Below are 17,670 nucleotides of genomic sequence, written 5' to 3' on the forward strand. Positions count from 1 at the left end.
ATTGGTGGTTTATTTTTTATATGGATGATAACTTTTGCCCTCTTGCAGCTTCCTCTTTGTTTCTGCATCTATAACGATATATTTATGAAACTCTCCTACTTCATTTTGAATAAAAGAAGCGAAAAAGTATACTTGGCGATCAGAATGAACAAAAAAATCTTGAAGTACCACTCTACCTCGACAACCGACAGCTGTTTTTTGTAGGAAAGAAAATTCTTCATCAGGCACTTCTTTAAATAAGATTTTTTTCCGAACACTATATGCTGCATTATTGTATTCTTTATAGATTTTCTTATCTAACTGTTTATAAAAAACATCCTCACTCACAAATGACTTATTTCGATTGCTTGGATAATTTAGTTTTTGATTCGACTCTGCATAAGTTGTGGACAAGTGTATAAAAAAACAAAGACTAAATACAATACATATCATTTTATTCATGATTGCACCTCAAATGTTCATTATCCACATTACTTTTCCACATATTTAAATCAATATGCTGTTTCCAATAAAAAGGAATTATTTCTACATTTGTCGAAGTATATAGCGTCAACTTGAAAGATGGGGATGAATTATGAAGAAAATTATTGTAATACGACATTGTTCAGCAATTGGGCAAAAACGTGATGATGAATTAACGACCGATGGAAAAGACCAAGCAAACACCCTTGCTACATTCCTCTTAGAAAATCATCTACAAATCGATCATATTATTTCAAGCCCATTTGTCCGAGCTATCGATTCCATTCGGCCCTATGCGCTCCAAGCTAACTTATCTATCCAAGAAGATGAACGATTAACTGAACGCATATTGAGCAACATTCCAATGGATGATTGGATGCAAAAACTAGAATCTACTTTTACAAATATAGATATTGCCTTTTCAGGCGGAGAGTCAACAAAACAAGCAACAGACCGGGCCCTATCGCTTATTCAAGACGTTTTACAATTAAACCATACGACAACACTACTTGTTACACATGGCAATTTACTTACGCTCATTTTAAAGCATTTTGATCATACGATTGGCTTTAATGAATGGAGAACTCTAACGAATCCTGATATTTACGAAATTACAATCGACGAACAATGTATCATAAAACTCTTATGGGAAGCATCGTCCAAGTAATATCCCTTTCCAAAACATTCAGTTGACGCCACGAGAAGAGACTGTTCTAACAATAGAAAGGGGTATCATTTCATATGTACGAAGACGTACTTGCTTTACTACATAAAACAAATGTTTCTTATGAAAAATTCGAACACGAACCAGTACTCGATTATGAGACCGATCGGATCGTACGCGAGAGACTTGGCTTACAAGGCACTCCAAGTAAAAGCTTATTTTTAAAATCAAAGTCTGGAGATTATTACGTATTTTTTACGTTAGAGGGCACAAGGCTCAACCGGGGAGAGATGAAAGAACTATCAGGAGAACGCTTATCTCTCTGTTCTCCTGATGAACTGCGAGACAAAACTGGTTGTACGCCGGGATGTGTGGCTCCTTTCGGATATTCACACGATGTAACAATTATTGTGGATAACGCTATTTATACGTACGATAAAATTTTAATTACACCTGGTGTTCCTGAATTTACAATTGAATTATCCACAGAAGAATTAAAAAAGATTTTATTAACATGTCCAAATACCGTTTTAGAGTACAAACAAAAAGAGAGCTAATCATTAGCTCTCTTTTTTTCATTATTTAGCTTCTGCTGTTTTTTCTTTTGCAGAACGTACTTGCTCGTCCGCATGGTAAGAAGAACGCACAAGTGGGCCAGCTTCACAGTGGCTAAATCCTTTGCTAAGTGCAATTTCTTTAAGCTCTGCAAATTCTGCTGGTGGGTAATATTTAAGAACTGGTAAATGCTTCTTAGATGGTTGTAGGTATTGCCCAAGAGTTAAAATATCCACATTGTTTGCACGTAAGTCATCCATTGCTTCAATTAAATCTTCTCTCGTTTCACCTAAGCCCACCATAATGCTCGATTTAGTTGGAATATCAGGCTGCATTTCTTTCGCTCGACGTAAAAACTCTAATGAACGTTCATATTTTGCTCTAGCGCGAACTCGGTCAGATAATCGACGTACTGTTTCAATGTTATGGTTTAAAATATCTGGTTTTGCATCCATTAACATTTTTAAGTTTTCTTCTACTCCACCCATATCAGATGGTAATACTTCGATAGACGTGAATGGGTTTTTACGACGTACTGCGCGTACTGTTTCAGCAAAAACAGCTGCTCCCCCGTCCTTTAAATCATCACGTGCAACCGCTGTTATAACAACGTGCTTTAAGCCCATTTGTACTACTGAATCTGCTACGCGTTCTGGTTCTTGTAAATCAAGCTCAGTTGGTAAGCCTGTTTTAACCGCACAAAAACGACAAGCACGTGTACAAACCGCACCTAAAATCATAAATGTTGCTGTTTTTCTTACAGCCCAGCATTCATGAATATTCGGACATTTTGCCTCTTCACAAACGGTATGAAGATTCTTAGAACGCATCATTTTCTTTAAGCCTGTATAGTTTTCATTCGTGTTTAACTTAATTTTCAACCATTCGGGCTTGCGCTTATATTCTGTTTGTTTTGTCATGGTTATCAACTCCGCACAATATGAAATAGTTTACCGTGTTCGCTTCTTTCAATGTAACATATCTATTCTAACGTATGAAAGCGATTTGCTCAAATGAAGATTCTAAGATTTTTTCCAATCGTTCCCTATAATGAAATACTCCGTATATCCCACACTAAAAAGAGTGATGTTGTGAAAGGAGTCTATTTCATGCTTCGAAAAATTTCTCTTTTGCTTTCTATTTGTTTTCTTCTCCACCAAAACATCGCTTACGGTGAAGATAATCAGCAAAGCATATACGAAAAGCGCATGGCACTATATAAAGAAACCGAGCAGTCTTCAGGCATTCCATGGTATTACTTAGCTGCAATGGATCAATATGAAAGAAATATACGGAGCGTAAGAAAAGATATTCCGAAAAAACCAGATGCCATCATTTCCCTTTATTTTAAACCAGAAATATGGGCTGGACCTATTAATAGTAACGATACTCTCCCCCATACAATTTCTCTATTTGGCGGAATAGGTTTAGATGGTGACAAAGATGGATTTGCAAATGCAAATAGCGACCGTGATCTTCTGCATACCGCAGCGACTATTTTAAGGAAACAAGGAACGTCAGAAGACCGTATTAAAATTATGCTCTGGGAATATTATAGACGTGCAAAAACAGTTGATTTAATTAGCGAATATGCCCAAATTTATAAACATTATGGCCGTATTAATTTAGAGGGAAATGCTTTTCCTCTTCCGATCCGTAGTGACCATAGCTACCGTAGTACTTTCGGCGCTGGAAGAAGTTTTGGCGGCAGAAGGATTCATGAAGGAACAGATATTTTCGCCGGATATGGCGTGCCAGTAAGATCGACTTGCTATGGCATTATTGAAACGAAAGGTTGGAACCGCCTTGGTGGATGGCGCATTGGTATTCGCGACCTTCATAACAATTACCATTATTACGCTCATTTAGGCGGGTTCTCAAAAGAAATACAGCTTGGACAAATTGTTGAGCCAGGGAAAGTAATCGGATTTGTTGGTAGCACTGGTTATGGACCTCCTGGTACAGCCGGAAAATTTCCGCCCCACTTACATTTTGGCATATATAAAGACAATGGCTATACAGAATGGGCCTTCGATCCATACATGCATTTAAGCCTTTGGGAACGCAAAGAACGAGCAAATACAAAACGATAACCGTAGCTGCATTGCTACGGTTATTTTTTATCCATTAAAAACCTGGCTGATCCGGGTTTCACTTTATTTACAACTAACTATCTGTTTTCTTTTTATCAGGTACAGCAACACTTCCACTTCCATAATACGTAGGCACTTCCCCTTGAACGATACGCGTCGCAATCGGAACATTTTGTTTCACCGTTATCTCTTTCGTATGAAATGGAATAATTACTTGCAATGTTACTTCCATTTCCATAACAATTTGAATCGCTGTAGTATTAATCCCATGCGGCTCAATTTTTTGTTTAATATCTGTATTCACATGCCCAATTGGCGTGAAATGAATCGGAATATCTGGTCCTATATTACCAAGAAGCGCATTATCAGTTACACGCCCAAAAGGAACTGCCATAGTCGCCCCGTTTTTTTCAGAAATACCTAGCTCCTTCAACTTCCCTTGTTCTACTTGCTGCAAATATTTTTCTATGTACGTGGTCGTTGACGTTACGATTTCATTTACTTGCTTTGTATTTAAATTAATTGTAGATACTTTTCCGTTTTTATCATTCTGTACTTTCATTAATGAATCTACATCGAATCCTTCATTAATTCGATCCTTTACTGCCTTCGTCATAATTGCCGTCGCCATTTTATGCGTCTCTACTTCCCCATATTTAATTAAGGTCGGCTGAATATTATTATTCACAATCCACAACCCTTGCGTAAGTAATATAATAAAAAGAATAAACGACATAAGCAGTATATACCGAAAGGCAATAGGTCCCCTTCGAAACCGCGCGTTTTTCGAGCGAAATATACTCATAAAAAAACCTCCTTCTTATATCATTTCTATGCAAGAAGGAGGGACGATATATGCTTATCTCATTTTTAATAATGCTTCTTTTCCAATCGTTCCTGCTGGAATGCCTAATGCTTCAGCTCCAGTCGTTACCGATTCTAGCGGCGCTTCAAGAAGTTGTTCAATCGTTCTTACACCAACCGCACGGCCAGCAATAATTCCTCGATCACCTAATTTCTCATTTAAAAGACCTACATCTAATGCACCACACATAATATATCCTTTATCGCTCATTACAGCTAGCAAATTTGTCTTTGGAAGTTTCACGCTAACCGCAATAAACGTATAATTATCAATTATAATTGGCTCCACATTAACCATAGTTCACACTCCTCTCTTTCTTATCTGTATGACAAGAGAAAAATGAGTGTTACAAGTTAACTAGCCTATAGTTTAACAGAAGAAGTATAAGTTATTAACATATCTGTTAACACATCTCTAAGTAGTTCTGGCATATAATATTGTTTGTCAGAAAGTGTGGATAGCTCTGGGTATAAGTAGCCAAATGTAAACATATCAATTGTTCCTACTGTATATATACGATCTAATTCCAGCGATTCCCCGTTAATTAATACATCTTCGAGTAAAATTTTATTCCCAGGAATCGTATCTGGAATTACTTCTACACCCGCGTAAATCATTTTCCCCATCACTTTCCCACGAAATCCGAATCCTTTCACCTCAAGATTCTCCATATTCGGCTTACGTGCTTTCAAAATAACTTCTCTTAATATCTTTCCTGGAACTTTCAAAGCACACGGATTAATTGGATGTGGACAAATTCTGTGAATATCTCCGCGCGTTACGACACCCTCTTCTAACCCTTCAAGAAGTACACCAGCATTCACCATGCCAATTTCTGCACCGCACCATGTTTTCAGCGCACTTGCTAACATATAAGAAAACGGCGTCTCATGAAACCAATCAACCTGTAATGACTCTTTTAAATGAACGACAGGCTCTGCCATTATATGCTTACTTTCTTCCTGCAGTATTTCAATTGTGGATAACGGCTCGCTATAAGCACCTAACCGTTCCGTCTTAATCGCTCTACCGTCCTTTTTCAACAGCTTCTTCGTCTCTTTATCCACAGTAAGCTGCACGTGCCCAACGTAACGTCCCCACTTTTCACAGCAACAAAGTAAAGTATTATTCATTAGAACACCACGCTCAAATAAATGATGCGTATGTGCCCCTAAAATAACATCTATATCATAATGCTCTGCCATATACTCATCCATACTTTTTCCAAGGTGAGAAAGGACAACTGTAATATGTGCCTCATCTCTCACTTCTTCTAAAATAGACTCTAAATGGATAAGCGGATCTTCAATATGCCAATCGAGCATTTGATAAAACTCTGGATACGCAACAGTTAACCCGATAAAAGCAATCGTAATCCCATCTGTCGTTGTATGTAATTTATAAGGCTTTGCCCATGATGGACGTACACCTTCTTTTTCAAATAAATTTGCGACAAGTACTTCAAATCCAGCATCATCATAGAGCCGATTTAAATGCTCTTTCGCTAACGTAATGCCTTCATTATTTCCGATCGTTACATAATCATATAACGCCTCATTTAAAAGCTTCGTATTCCCAAGCCCATTTGTCGCTTCCGAAATACTATGAAAACGATCCACATGATCGCCGATATCAATCGTCAAAACAGTCTCTCCCGCTTCCTGTCTTCGCTTTTTCTCCCCTAGAACAAACCGAGAAATTTGCGGCCAATTTTCAAAATGACTATGTATATCGTTTGTATGATAAAGGTGGATGATTGTTTCTTTATTTGTATTCAGAGAAAAAACCTCCTCTCAGTTCCTTACTGCCATTTACGCTATGCGCACACAATAATCCTGTAAATACTTTTCGTCTTTTCTTGCTATTTTACATTGTACTCGCATTGTGAGAAAAAGCAAAAGATTGTCCTTTTTATATGAGAAACTTTTGCTAATGCAGTAAATAATTCCAGATAGTGGAGGGAGGGGTGGATTTGTCAAAAAGTTTAATAGAGAATTCAGTGGGTGGTTGTTCAAGTGGATTTGTCAGTATCTTTGTCTTAAACCTAGTCGTTCTCTGTTCTTATAAAATATTTGGGGTATGTGAGGATTTTCTTTTGTCTTATCTTGTCGACAGATCGATATTCCTTGTCGAAACGTTGATATATTGAAATAATCGTTGATATATTCCCGTTTATGATCGATATATTTGAAAAATCGTTGATATATTTAGCTGAACACCCACCCGGGTATCCTCTCCCACGCCAAGACAAATCCGCAAAACAAGAAAGCGCCCTGCACAGCAGGACGCTTTCTTCATACATATATTATCCAGTTCCAGCGGCTAGAATGTTCGGTGGCTTCCACTTTAAATATGTCCAGCTTCGCCTCCTAGACCCTCATGTCTAAGAACCTTAGCCAACGGGTCTGAACAGTCGGCTCCGCATTTCTATTTAACCGATAGAACCTTCCATCTCAAACTTGATTAGGCGGTTCATTTCAACTGCGTATTCCATTGGAAGTTCGCGAGTGAATGGCTCGATGAAGCCCATTACGATCATTTCTGTAGCTTCTTGCTCAGAAATACCGCGGCTCATTAGGTAGAATAATTGTTCTTCTGATACTTTCGATACTTTCGCTTCGTGCTCAAGTGAAACGTAATCGTTTTTGATTTCGTTGTAAGGAATTGTATCAGATGTAGATTGGTTATCCATGATTAACGTGTCACACTCGATGTTAGAGCGAGAGTTTTTCGCTTTTGGTCCGAAGTGTACGATACCACGGTAAGTTACTTTACCACCATGCTTCGCAATCGATTTAGAAACGATTGTTGAAGACGTGTTTGGTGCTAAGTGAATCATTTTCGCACCAGCATCTTGGTGTTGGCCTTTACCAGCAATCGCGATAGATAATGTTAAACCACGAGCGCCTTCGCCTTTTAAGATAACTGCTGGGTATTTCATCGTTAATTTAGATCCGATGTTACCGTCAATCCATTCCATCGTTGCGTTTTCTTCACAAACCGCACGTTTTGTAACTAGGTTGTATACGTTGTTCGCCCAGTTTTGGATTGTTGTATAACGGCAATATGCATCTTTCTTAATGATGATTTCTACTACCGCACTGTGAAGTGAGTTAGTCGTGTAAACAGGTGCTGTACAACCTTCTACGTAGTGTACGTGTGCGCCTTCGTCTACGATGATAAGCGTACGCTCGAATTGTCCCATATTTTCAGAGTTAATACGGAAATACGCTTGAAGTGGTGTATCAACTTTAACACCTTTTGGAACGTAGATGAATGATCCACCAGACCAAACTGCAGAGTTTAATGCAGAGAATTTGTTGTCTGTTGGTGGAATTACTTTTCCGAAATGCTCACGGAAAATATCTTCGTTCTCTTTTAATGCGCTATCTGTATCTTTGAAGACGATTCCTAGAGCTTCTAGGTCTTCTTTCATGTTGTGGTATACAACTTCAGATTCGTACTGTGCAGATACACCAGCTAAATATTTTTGCTCAGCTTCTGGAATACCTAATTTATCAAATGTTGCTTTAATTTCATCAGGTACTTCATCCCAAGACTTCTCAGATTTCTCAGATGGTTTTACGTAGTACGTAATTTCATCGAAATCTAAGTCGTTTAAGTCGCCGCCCCATTGTGGCATTGGCATTTCGTAGAACTTATCCAGTGATTTTAAACGGAAGTCTAACATCCACTGTGGTTCTTCTTTCATACGTGAAATTTCTTCAACGATCTCTTTTGTTAAACCGCGTCCAGCACGGAAAATCGAAACGTCTTTGTCTTTGAAACCATATTTATAATCGCCGATATCTGGCAGTTGCTTCGCCATGTTGGTGTGTCCCTCCTTAGATAACCTCGTTTTTAGGAACCTTTAACATTACTTATCTTCGTTTAAGCCCTTTTCTAACGCTTTCCACGCTAATGTTGCACATTTAATACGTGCAGGGAACTTGCATACGCCTTGTAATGCTTCAATATCTCCTAAATCGATGCTGTCATCGTACTCTTTTCCTAGCATCATGTCAGAGAAAATTTTCGAAAGCTGAAGTGCTTCTTCAATTTTCTTACCTTTTACTGCTTGTGTCATCATTGAAGCTGAAGACATTGAGATTGAACATCCTTCACCTTCAAACTTCGCCTCTTGCACAATACCTTCTTCTACTTTCATCGTAAGTTGAATACGATCGCCGCAAGTTGGATTGTTCAAGTTAACGGTAACACTATCTTCTAACACGCCATGGTTACGAGGATTTTTGTAATGATCCATAATAACTTGACGATATAACGTATCTAAATTATTAAATGACATTTGTGAAATACTCCTTTGTCTTGATTAGCGATTCAACAAATGTATCAATTTCTTCTTTTGTATTATATAAATAGAAGCTCGCACGTGCTGTTGAAGAAGCTTTTAGCCACTTCATAAGTGGTTGCGCACAGTGATGTCCTGCGCGAACTGCAATGCCTTCTACATCTAATACAGTCGCTACATCGTGAGGATGTACGTCTTCAATATTAAATGTAACAAGACCAGCGCGATGCTTTGGACCATAAATTGTAACGCCATCTACTTCTGATAGTCTTTCTAAAGCGTATTGCGCTAATTCATGCTCATGCTTTTCAATATTATCAAGACCGATTTCTTCTAGGAAATCAATTGCCGCACCAAGTCCGATTGCATTACCGATAATCGGTGTACCTGCTTCAAACTTCCACGGAAGCTCTTTCCACGTAGATTCTTGTAAATCTACGAAATCAATCATTTCACCGCCAAATTCAATTGGCTCCATATTGTTCAGCAATTCTTTTTTACCATATAATACGCCGATACCTGTAGGTCCGCACATCTTATGAGCAGATAATGCGTAGAAATCACAGTTTAAATCTTGTACATCCACTTTCATGTGAGGTGTACTTTGTGCACCATCAACGACCATAATTGCGCCATTTTCGTGTGCGATTGCTCCGATTTCTTTTACAGGGTTAATCGTTCCAAGTACGTTTGATACTTGCATAATAGAAACGATTTTTGTATTCGGTGTAACTGTTTGACGAACATCTTCTAAAGAAATTGTACCGTCTGGTTGAAGCGGAAGATATTTTAAAGTTGCACCAGTTTTCTTCGCAACTTGTTGCCACGGAATGATATTACTATGGTGCTCCATGTAAGAAATAACGATTTCATCGCCCTCTTTTACATTTTCAAGACCATAGCTAGCTGCTACTGTATTTAATGCAGTTGTCGTTCCGCGTGTGAAAATAATCTCTTCCATTGATTTCGCGTTAATAAACTTGCGAACTTTCTCACGTGCACCTTCATACGCGTCGGTAGCTTTCGTACCGAGCGTATGAACACCGCGATGCACGTTAGAATTATATTCTTTATAGTAACGTTCTAACGTTTCAATGACTTGAATTGGTTTTTGAGAAGTTGCTGCACTATCGAAATAAACAAGTTGTTTGCCGTTCACTTTTTGATCAAGAATTGGAAACTGTTTGCGTATTTCATGAATATTCATTAGCGCACTTTCCTTTCAATTACCTCAACAAGCTGTGCCTTTACTCCTTCAATTGGAAGCTCATTAACTACAGGTGCTAAGAATCCATGGATGACTAAACGTTCTGCTTCGCGTTTTGGAATACCACGGCTCATCAAGTAGTATAGTTGGACTGGATCTACGCGACCTACTGAAGCTGCGTGACCTGCCATTACATCATCTTCGTCGATTAAAAGAATTGGGTTTGCATCACCGCGTGCTTTTTCATCTAACATAAGAACGCGAGAAGATTGTTGTGCATTTGATTTAGATGCACCGTGTTCAATCTTACCAATTCCGTTAAAGATAGATGTTGCACTATCTTTTTGTACACCGTGTTTTAAAATCCAACCTTCAGAGTGTTTACCGAAGTGAACAACTTTAGTTGTAAAGTTTTGTGTTTGGTTACCACGGCCAATTGTTACTGTTTTCGTATCAGCATATGAACCGTCGCCCATTAAGTTCGTAACGTTCTCTGAAATTGTGTTTCCGTCATTCATAAGGCCTAGAGCCCAATCAATACGGCCGTCGCGTCCTACAACGCCGCGGCGGTTAACGTAAGTTGTTACGTCTTTTGCTAATAGATCAACCGCACCGAATTTCACTTGTGCGCCTTGTTCCACGATTACTTCTGCCACGATATTTGCAATACCTTTAGCATTTTCATTTGCAACGTAGTTTTCTACATAAGTTGCAGTACTGTTCGCATCAGCTACGAATAGTACGTGATTATATACGTTAGCTTCTTCGCCATCTACTAAGAATACAGCTTGAAGTGGAGTTTCAAGAACAACGTTTTTCGGAACATATACGAATGCACCGCCGTTGATTAATGCAGCATGAAGTGCAGTTAGACGATGCTCGTCTACTTTCACGCCGTCTTTCATTAAGTACTTTTGTACTAGTTCAGCATGCTCAGTTGCAGCTGTTACGATGTCTGTGAAAATAACACCTTTTTCTTTTGCTTCGTCTGCTAAAGAAACGAACGCAGTTGTACCAGTGCGTTGTACTAATACGCTGTTATTTTCATCGATTAAGTTTTTCACTGCTTCTGGAAGTTCAGTTAAAGAACTTACAGGCTCTTGCTTAGCAGCGTCGCCTTTTCCGATAAAGTCCCATTTGTCAATTTTCGTTTTATCAGGCGTTGGCATTGGAAGTTCAGTTGCTTGTGCAAGAGCTTGTAAGCGGAACTCAGTCAACCAAGCTGCTTCGTTTACTTCGCTTGCGCGTTGACGGATTGTTTCTTGATCGAAAGGTAATGTACCGATTGTCATGTTTATGCTCCTCTCTTACGCTTCTTGCTCTGTTGTTTCGTCTTCAATACCTAATTCTTTTTTAATCCAGTCGTAACCTTCAGCTTCTAGACGTTGTGCAAGCTCAGGGCCACCAGATTTAACGATACGACCGTTCATCATAACGTGAACGAAGTCTGGAGTGATGTAGTTTAATAAACGTTGGTAATGCGTAATCATTAGGCAACCGAACTCTTCGCCGCGCATTTCGTTAATACCTTTAGATACAACTTTTAATGCATCGATATCAAGACCTGAGTCAATTTCATCTAAGATTGCGATTTTTGGCTCAATCATCATTAATTGAAGAATTTCGTTACGTTTTTTCTCTCCACCAGAGAAACCTTCGTTTAAGTAACGTTGTGCCATTTCTGGATCCATTTCTAGGAATTCCATGTTTTTATCTAATGTACGGATAAATTTCATAAGAGAAATTTCATCGCCTTCTTCACGACGTGCATTAATTGCAGAACGTAAGAAGTCAGCGTTTGTTACTCCGCTAATTTCACTTGGATATTGCATTGCTAGGAATAGACCCGCTTGTGCGCGCTCGTCTACTTCCATTTCTAATACATCTTCACCGTCGATGATGATGCTACCTTCTGTTACTTCATACTTTGGGTGACCCATAATTGCAGAAGATAAAGTTGATTTACCTGTTCCGTTAGGTCCCATAATTGCGTGGATTTCTCCACCTTTTACTTCAAGGTTTACACCCTTTAAAATTTCTTTGCCATCAATTGATACGTGTAAGTCTTTAACCGTTAATGTAGAACCAGCCATCTCAATACCTCCATTAATCCTATATATACATTTTAAAAATTCCTAAAACGTTCATATTCTCATTTTATTCTCATTCTAATTTTATATCAAATAAAATGATATCGCAAACGCCGAAAAAAAGTAACCGTTTTTTCACAAATGTATATAAGTATTTCCTTCACATCTTTCTATGATACACCTTTCTTCTTATTTATATAAAGAAAAAAGGACTGGTAATTTTCCAGCCCTTTCCTTATATTTATTCACTTATCGGAAGTACAGCACCTTTATATTCTTTATTAATAAAATCTTGAATTTCTTTTGAATGTAGCACTTCTACTAGCTCTTTAATTTCTTTTTTCTTCTCATCACCTTTACGAACTGCAATGATGTTTGCATACGGAGAGTCTGATCCTTCAATCGCAATTGCATCCTTTGTTGGATTTAATTTTGCATCAATTGCATAGTTTGAATTAATAAATAAAGCATCTCCCTCATTATTTTCATACAATTTCGGTGAAAGTCCAGGTTCAACATCTGTTTTAAATTTTAAGTTTTTCGGGTTTTCTACAACATCTTTTACTGTTGCTTTAACAACATCTACTCCGTCTTTTAATTTAATAACGCCACCTTTTTGTAACAATGCTAACATACGGCCTCGCTCCGCTACGTTATTACTCATAATCACTGTTCCGCCATCTGGTAAGTCTTTTAAGCTTTTATATTTCTTAGAATAAATGCCCATAGGTTCTAAATGGATTTTTCCTGCGTTTACAATTTTATATCCCTTTTCTTGAATTTCTTTATCTAAGTAAGGAATGTGCTGGAAGTAGTTCGCATCAATTTCTTTATCCGCTAAAGCCTTATTCGGCAACACATAATCTTGGAATTTTTTAATTTCTAATTTAATACCCTTTTTCTCTAAAATCGGCTGTGCCTTTTCTAAAATAACAGCGTGTGGCACGTTAGAAGCTCCCACAACAAGCTTATTCTCCTCTTTTCCTCCGCAAGCAGCTAATGTAAATACAGACAACGCTGTAACAATTGACAGTAGAACCTTTTTCATATGCTTTCCCCTTCTCCCCAATAGTTATATAGTTATAAAAAGAGCCGGCATACACCAGCCCTTTTCAGCAATTATTCTTTTACAGGAACAACCGCCCCTTTATATTCTTTATTAATGAAGTCTTCAATTTCTTTAGAATGCAATACTTCTACAAGAGCTTTAATCTCTTTCTTATCTTTATCGCCTTTACGAACAGCTACTATGTTTGCGTATGGTGAATCATTTCCTTCAATTGCAATTGCATCTTTTTCCGGATTTAACTTTGCATCAATTGCATAGTTAGAGTTAATTAAAACAGCGTCGCCTTCTTTATTGTTATACACTTGTGGCAATAAACCAGGCTCGATATCCGTTTTGAATTTTAAATTTTTCGGATTATCTGCAATATCTTTTGGAGTTGCTTTAACTGGATCTATTCCGTCTTTAATTTTTAAAATACCTTCTTTTTGTAAAATTGCTAAACCACGTCCATGGTCAGCAACTGAATTACTCATAATAATTGTCGCTCCGTCCGGAAGCTCTTTTAAGCTCTTATACTTTTGAGAGTACACACCAATTGGTTCTAAATGAATTTTTCCTGCTACTTCAAAGTCATACTTTTTATCTTTAATTTCTTTTTCTAAATACGGAATATGCTGGAAGTAGTTTGCATCTAATTCCTTATCCGCTAACGATTTATTTGGCAATACGTAATCTTGGAATTTTTTAATTTCTAACTCAATTCCTTTTTTCTCAAGTAACGGTTTTGCCTTTTCTAAAATAACAGCGTGCGGTACGTTAGAAGCACCAACAACAAGTTTCTTTTCATCTTTATCTTTCCCGCCACAAGCAGCTAATCCAAAAATTGAAGTTGAAATAAGTGCCGTAAGTAATAATTTTTTCATTTGAAACATCCTCCCGTTTTTTATTATCGTTTATCTATTCGAGTCGTTAAACTATCACCAATCCACTGAATTAAAAATACAACTAGTAATACACAAATTGTCGCAACGATTGTTACATCGTTATTCCCTCTTTGGAATCCTTCTAAGTAAGCAAGTGTTCCAAGGCCACCAGCACCAACAACTCCTGCCATTGCTGTATAGCCTACTAAAGCAATTGTCGTAACCGTAATACCAGATACTAATGCTGGTAACGATTCTGGAATTAACACTTTCAAAATAATTGTGCTTGTTTTTGCTCCCATTGCTTTTGAAGCTTCAATTACACCTTTATCAATTTCGCGAAGTGCGATTTCAACCATTCTCGCGTAGAATGGTGCCGCTCCAATAATTAAAGCCGGCAAAGCTGCACTTGCTCCAAGAATTGTTCCAAGAAGAATCTTTGTGAATGGGATTAATAAAATAATTAAAATGATGAATGGTATAGAACGGAATATATTTACGAATGCTCCAATCACCGTATTAATTGATTTGTTTTCCCATAAATTATCTTTTGCTGTCATGAAGAGTAACAATCCTAAAATGAGTCCTAAAACAAATGTCGCAAGAGCTGCGATTGCCGTCATATATAACGTTTCACCAGTTGCTTCTAACATTTGATTCCAATCAACATTTGTGAGTAACTTATCCATGTGCAATCACCTCCAGCTCTACTTGATCTTGATGAATTCCTTCTATTGCTTGCTGGATCGCTGTTTCCTCACCATTTAAATGAACAACTAAACTACCGTAAGAACCGTTATTCGTTTGTGCGATATTTCCTTGCAAAATGCTAACTTCTATATCACTGCGTTGCATCAATCGTTGAAGCACTGGTCTTTCTACAGCCTCACCGATAAACTGCAAACGAATTACTTTTCCATCTGGATATTTTTCAATTAAACTTTCAATCGTTTCATTTGTATCTTCAGAATCCGTTAACTGCTGTACAAATCGTTTCGTAATATCTTGCTTCGGATTACGGAATACATCAAGTACTGGACCTGTTTCTACAATCTTTCCTTTCTCCATTACCGCAACACGATTACAAATCTTTCGAATTACGTGCATCTCATGTGTAATAAGTACAATTGTTAAGCCGAGACGCTTATTAATATCTAATAGTAAATCTAAAATTTGATCTGTCGTTTCTGGATCAAGAGCTGACGTCGCTTCATCACATAAAAGTACTTGTGGGTTGTTAGCTAATGCTCTTGCGATCCCAACGCGTTGCTTTTGTCCCCCGCTCAGCTGAGATGGGTACGCGTCTCCTCTTCCTTCTAATCCAACAAGATGAATTAATTCATCAACACGTTTTCTTCTCTTCGCTTTATCAACACCTGCAATTTCAAGTGGAAACTCTATATTTTCACGTACAGTTCGTGACCAAAGTAAGTTGAAGTGCTGAAAAATCATTCCGATTTCTTGCCTTGCCTTACGAAGTTCACTTCCTGTAATTGCTGAAATGACACGATTTGCAATTGTAATTTGGCCAGAAGTTGGTTTCTCCAACTGATTGAACAATCTAATTAAAGAACTTTTTCCAGCGCCACTATATCCGATAACACCAAATATTTCACCTTTATCTATTTTTAAATTGGCATTATCTACAGCAGTGACATCACCGCTTTTTGCTTTATATATTTTCTTTACATTCTCTAATAGAATCATGGTGTATCACCCCTTTTTTAAATAAAAAGCGCAAGCGGCTCGTTTAGAACAAGAGGGCGTTTGAATCCCTGACGTAGAGGCGCTTTTTGCCTCATAGGAAGGGATGAAACGACCGACTGTTCTAGCCGCTGGAGCTAGATTTCATAAAGATTTCAGGTCGACTCCGCAATTTTTTATTTTTGATGCGTGTAGTCCACCGTTCTCATTACTTTTATTATTTGAATGTCCTCCACATTCAAACAATAAAAAAACCTTTCTGCTTTAGAGAAGCAGAAAGGTTTTTATGCGTATATAACAACATTATCCCTCTCTCTCATCTCTCAAAGCATTTGCTTTGCAGGAATTGGCACCATTTCAACATAAGTTGACGGTTGCCGGGCTTCACAGGGCACAGTCCCTCCACCTCTCTTGATAAGAGAAATCAGATTCAATTTTCGTCTGATTTGAAATTTATGAAATTGTCTATATTTTATGACTTGAATTGTATCAATATACACTCACCATGTCAACAGAAATTTTCGCAAAAAATGAAACTTCAGAATTTTAAGCACCTACTGACATCGGTTTACATATATGAAACATCGATTCCACTAATAACATCGTTCGGTACGTTCCCGAATATTGTACACGTCCATCATTCATTAGCATTTGCAATCGTACATTTCCATTCACCAATTGTTCTATATCCTTTTCATCTAAGCAAATGATTTGTTCCGTTCCTCTTTCCTCATGTAGTAGCTCTATATAATCTCTTGAAATTTGTAACGAACAACTTTCATCTCCAAAGCGAAAATTAACAGTTTTTTCTTCTTGTCTTAAAAGCGGTTCTAAATGATATTGACCATTAGCGTAATTTACAAATGATTGAAGCAAAGAATATAATCTCACCCTAAATCACATCCTTCATATCACTTTCTATTACATACCATTCCCTCTCACTAAAGAGCAATCCTGTTATTTTCGCTCGACAAATACTGTATCCATCCTGCATCTCGACATATTTCCCAAGAAATATGTCGAGGCGGCAAAAATTTTGCCGCCTACTTTAATTCCGTATATAAATATTCAACCGAATGAAATGCGTATATCTTCTTCATCAGTGTCCCATTTTCAAAAACAAGTAAACAAGGTACACTTTCAATCCCATACTCTTTCGCTAAATGCGGAGCATAATTTAAATCTAACATCCCAATTTTCAAATCTTCAATTGTCATCTCAACCACTGTTAACATCTTTTTTGCTAATTGGCATGTTCCACACATTGGAGTATATACATATAATACTGTTTTTTCTTCGTTCTCTATTAGGGCTGTAGCTTCGGCTCCTGTCCAATCAATCACTTCTATCATTCCTTACCGTAAATATTCTGTATAAACGTCAATGTCGGCTCCCCATAATACATTTGCTAAGTGTGTAGATGGCGCAGTTGCCACTTCTCGGTACGAGCGATCAATATAGATATGCTCGGCTTGCGGGAATTCTTTTCGAAATTGTTTCCTTAACTTTTCTCCAGCATCATCAGCATCCACTAGCACATACACTTCCTTATCAAAAAACTGATCAACGAGCTCATCCATTTTCGACAAACCAATTGTACCATTTGTACAAACAATTTCCACCGGTTCACGAATAATAGATTCAATCTTTCTTCTATCTGATGTACCTTCTACAATAATGACTTTTTCTACATAAATCATATGTCATCACCCGATCACCATATACTATACAACCTTGAACTTAGTATATAGTATATTCGTTATTTTCATGTTGTTTCCTGTTTATT

At 37.7% G+C, this 17,670-nt stretch carries 20 protein-coding genes and 1 riboswitch; of the genes, 3 read left to right on the forward strand and 17 right to left on the reverse strand.

All coding sequences use genetic code 11. The features are described 5' to 3' along the window. Nucleotides 1–9 precede the first annotated feature (9 nt). Entirely contained in the window at nt 10–441 is a 432-nt protein-coding gene (locus tag MR107_RS21600; RefSeq protein ID WP_242292688.1) for a hypothetical protein, read from the reverse strand. 133 nt (nt 442–574) lie between these two features. Here MR107_RS21600 and MR107_RS21605 point away from each other — a divergent pair, with 133 nt between their 5' ends. Then, the gene (locus tag MR107_RS21605; RefSeq protein ID WP_226368803.1) at nt 575–1,129 is read left to right on the forward strand and encodes a histidine phosphatase family protein; all 555 of its coding nucleotides are present in this window, start codon (nt 575–577) and stop codon (nt 1,127–1,129) included. 74 nt (nt 1,130–1,203) lie between these two features. After that, a complete protein-coding gene (locus MR107_RS21610; protein WP_000272746.1) occupies nt 1,204–1,683 on the forward strand; it encodes a YbaK/EbsC family protein in 480 nt (159 codons plus the stop codon). 21 nt (nt 1,684–1,704) lie between these two features. Here the strand turns inward: MR107_RS21610 and lipA are convergent, their stop codons facing one another. Beyond that, nucleotides 1,705–2,601: a lipoyl synthase gene (gene lipA / locus MR107_RS21615; protein WP_000166372.1), complete on the reverse strand. Its 897-nt coding sequence runs from the start codon at nt 2,599–2,601 to the stop codon at nt 1,705–1,707. Between the two features lie 189 nt (nt 2,602–2,790). Here lipA and MR107_RS21620 point away from each other — a divergent pair, with 189 nt between their 5' ends. Continuing rightward, nucleotides 2,791–3,774, forward strand: coding sequence for a M23 family metallopeptidase (locus MR107_RS21620; RefSeq protein WP_000944663.1), 984 nt, complete (start codon nt 2,791–2,793; stop codon nt 3,772–3,774). Between the two features lie 73 nt (nt 3,775–3,847). Here MR107_RS21620 and yunB read toward each other — a convergent pair whose 3' ends face one another. From yunB to MR107_RS21695, 15 genes are all read right to left on the reverse strand, one after another. After that, nucleotides 3,848–4,579 carry a sporulation protein YunB gene (yunB, locus tag MR107_RS21625; RefSeq protein ID WP_226368804.1) on the reverse strand — a complete coding sequence of 244 codons (732 nt, stop codon included), beginning with the start codon at nt 4,577–4,579 and terminating at the stop codon, nt 3,848–3,850. 54 nt (nt 4,580–4,633) lie between these two features. After that, the gene (locus MR107_RS21630) at nt 4,634–4,936 is read right to left on the reverse strand and encodes a YunC family protein (RefSeq protein WP_000248466.1); all 303 of its coding nucleotides are present in this window, start codon (nt 4,934–4,936) and stop codon (nt 4,634–4,636) included. Nucleotides 4,937–5,001: 65 nt separating this feature from the next. Next, nucleotides 5,002–6,417: a bifunctional metallophosphatase/5'-nucleotidase gene (locus MR107_RS21635; protein WP_217485693.1), complete on the reverse strand. Its 1,416-nt coding sequence runs from the start codon at nt 6,415–6,417 to the stop codon at nt 5,002–5,004. A 653-nt stretch (nt 6,418–7,070) separates the two neighbouring features. After that, the gene (gene sufB, locus MR107_RS21640) at nt 7,071–8,468 is read right to left on the reverse strand and encodes a Fe-S cluster assembly protein SufB (protein WP_001118827.1); all 1,398 of its coding nucleotides are present in this window, start codon (nt 8,466–8,468) and stop codon (nt 7,071–7,073) included. Between the two features lie 48 nt (nt 8,469–8,516). After that, nucleotides 8,517–8,948, reverse strand: a complete 432-nt coding sequence (gene sufU, locus MR107_RS21645) for a Fe-S cluster assembly sulfur transfer protein SufU (RefSeq protein ID WP_000009523.1) — start codon at nt 8,946–8,948, stop codon at nt 8,517–8,519. Further along, complete coding sequence (sufS, locus tag MR107_RS21650; protein WP_001020767.1) at nt 8,938–10,158, reverse strand: cysteine desulfurase SufS; 1,221 nt, start codon at nt 10,156–10,158, stop codon at nt 8,938–8,940. The genes sufU and sufS overlap by 11 nt, the downstream gene beginning before the upstream one ends. Beyond that, a complete protein-coding gene (gene sufD, locus MR107_RS21655) occupies nt 10,158–11,450 on the reverse strand; it encodes a Fe-S cluster assembly protein SufD (protein WP_000152167.1) in 1,293 nt (430 codons plus the stop codon). The genes sufS and sufD overlap by 1 nt, the downstream gene beginning before the upstream one ends. A 15-nt stretch (nt 11,451–11,465) precedes the next feature. Beyond that, a complete protein-coding gene (gene sufC, locus MR107_RS21660; RefSeq protein WP_000929160.1) occupies nt 11,466–12,251 on the reverse strand; it encodes a Fe-S cluster assembly ATPase SufC in 786 nt (261 codons plus the stop codon). A gap of 238 nt (nt 12,252–12,489) precedes the next feature. Then, the gene (metQ, locus tag MR107_RS21665; RefSeq protein WP_078403712.1) at nt 12,490–13,296 is read right to left on the reverse strand and encodes a methionine ABC transporter substrate-binding lipoprotein MetQ; all 807 of its coding nucleotides are present in this window, start codon (nt 13,294–13,296) and stop codon (nt 12,490–12,492) included. 71 nt (nt 13,297–13,367) lie between these two features. After that, the gene (metQ, locus tag MR107_RS21670; RefSeq protein ID WP_063537946.1) at nt 13,368–14,180 is read right to left on the reverse strand and encodes a methionine ABC transporter substrate-binding lipoprotein MetQ; all 813 of its coding nucleotides are present in this window, start codon (nt 14,178–14,180) and stop codon (nt 13,368–13,370) included. A gap of 23 nt (nt 14,181–14,203) precedes the next feature. Beyond that, entirely contained in the window at nt 14,204–14,869 is a 666-nt protein-coding gene (locus MR107_RS21675; protein ID WP_000359557.1) for a methionine ABC transporter permease, read from the reverse strand. Beyond that, nucleotides 14,862–15,887, reverse strand: a complete 1,026-nt coding sequence (locus MR107_RS21680; RefSeq protein WP_000601754.1) for a methionine ABC transporter ATP-binding protein — start codon at nt 15,885–15,887, stop codon at nt 14,862–14,864. Before MR107_RS21680 ends, MR107_RS21675 begins: the two co-directional genes overlap by 8 nt. 310 nt (nt 15,888–16,197) lie before the next feature. Next, nucleotides 16,198–16,305, reverse strand: a riboswitch (SAM riboswitch). A gap of 125 nt (nt 16,306–16,430) precedes the next feature. After that, the gene (locus tag MR107_RS21685; protein WP_001242138.1) at nt 16,431–16,775 is read right to left on the reverse strand and encodes a hypothetical protein; all 345 of its coding nucleotides are present in this window, start codon (nt 16,773–16,775) and stop codon (nt 16,431–16,433) included. A 152-nt stretch (nt 16,776–16,927) separates the two neighbouring features. Continuing rightward, a complete protein-coding gene (locus MR107_RS21690) occupies nt 16,928–17,236 on the reverse strand; it encodes a thioredoxin family protein (RefSeq protein WP_002008881.1) in 309 nt (102 codons plus the stop codon). A gap of 3 nt (nt 17,237–17,239) precedes the next feature. Further along, nucleotides 17,240–17,584 (reverse strand): toprim domain-containing protein, encoded by a 345-nt coding sequence (locus tag MR107_RS21695; RefSeq protein WP_000640870.1) that lies wholly within the window; start codon nt 17,582–17,584, stop codon nt 17,240–17,242. Between the last annotated feature and the right edge of the window lie 86 nt (nt 17,585–17,670).

It is taken from the genome of Bacillus cereus group sp. BfR-BA-01441 (assembly GCF_022663075.1).
Lineage (GTDB): Bacteria > Bacillota > Bacilli > Bacillales > Bacillaceae_G > Bacillus_A > Bacillus_A cereus.

Bases quoted from the DNA above. Each gene is read 5' to 3' on its own strand.
- MR107_RS21600 (WP_242292688.1), bottom strand. From the start codon at position 441: ATGAATAAAATGATATGTATTGTATTTAGTCTTTGTTTTTTTATACAC.
- metQ (WP_078403712.1), bottom strand. From the start codon at position 13,296: ATGAAAAAGGTTCTACTGTCAATTGTTACAGCGTTGTCTGTATTTACA.
- MR107_RS21695 (WP_000640870.1), bottom strand. From the start codon at position 17,584: ATGATTTATGTAGAAAAAGTCATTATTGTAGAAGGTACATCAGATAGA.
- sufB (WP_001118827.1), bottom strand. From the start codon at position 8,468: ATGGCGAAGCAACTGCCAGATATCGGCGATTATAAATATGGTTTCAAA.
- sufS (WP_001020767.1), bottom strand. From the start codon at position 10,158: ATGAATATTCATGAAATACGCAAACAGTTTCCAATTCTTGATCAAAAA.
- sufD (WP_000152167.1), bottom strand. From the start codon at position 11,450: ATGACAATCGGTACATTACCTTTCGATCAAGAAACAATCCGTCAACGC.
- MR107_RS21675 (WP_000359557.1), bottom strand. From the start codon at position 14,869: ATGGATAAGTTACTCACAAATGTTGATTGGAATCAAATGTTAGAAGCA.
- MR107_RS21680 (WP_000601754.1), bottom strand. From the start codon at position 15,887: ATGATTCTATTAGAGAATGTAAAGAAAATATATAAAGCAAAAAGCGGT.
- sufU (WP_000009523.1), bottom strand. From the start codon at position 8,948: ATGTCATTTAATAATTTAGATACGTTATATCGTCAAGTTATTATGGAT.
- lipA (WP_000166372.1), bottom strand. From the start codon at position 2,601: ATGACAAAACAAACAGAATATAAGCGCAAGCCCGAATGGTTGAAAATT.
- MR107_RS21610 (WP_000272746.1), top strand. From the start codon at position 1,204: ATGTACGAAGACGTACTTGCTTTACTACATAAAACAAATGTTTCTTAT.
- MR107_RS21630 (WP_000248466.1), bottom strand. From the start codon at position 4,936: ATGGTTAATGTGGAGCCAATTATAATTGATAATTATACGTTTATTGCG.
- MR107_RS21605 (WP_226368803.1), top strand. From the start codon at position 575: ATGAAGAAAATTATTGTAATACGACATTGTTCAGCAATTGGGCAAAAA.
- sufC (WP_000929160.1), bottom strand. From the start codon at position 12,251: ATGGCTGGTTCTACATTAACGGTTAAAGACTTACACGTATCAATTGAT.
- yunB (WP_226368804.1), bottom strand. From the start codon at position 4,579: ATGAGTATATTTCGCTCGAAAAACGCGCGGTTTCGAAGGGGACCTATT.
- metQ (WP_063537946.1), bottom strand. From the start codon at position 14,180: ATGAAAAAATTATTACTTACGGCACTTATTTCAACTTCAATTTTTGGA.
- MR107_RS21620 (WP_000944663.1), top strand. From the start codon at position 2,791: ATGCTTCGAAAAATTTCTCTTTTGCTTTCTATTTGTTTTCTTCTCCAC.
- MR107_RS21690 (WP_002008881.1), bottom strand. From the start codon at position 17,236: ATGATAGAAGTGATTGATTGGACAGGAGCCGAAGCTACAGCCCTAATA.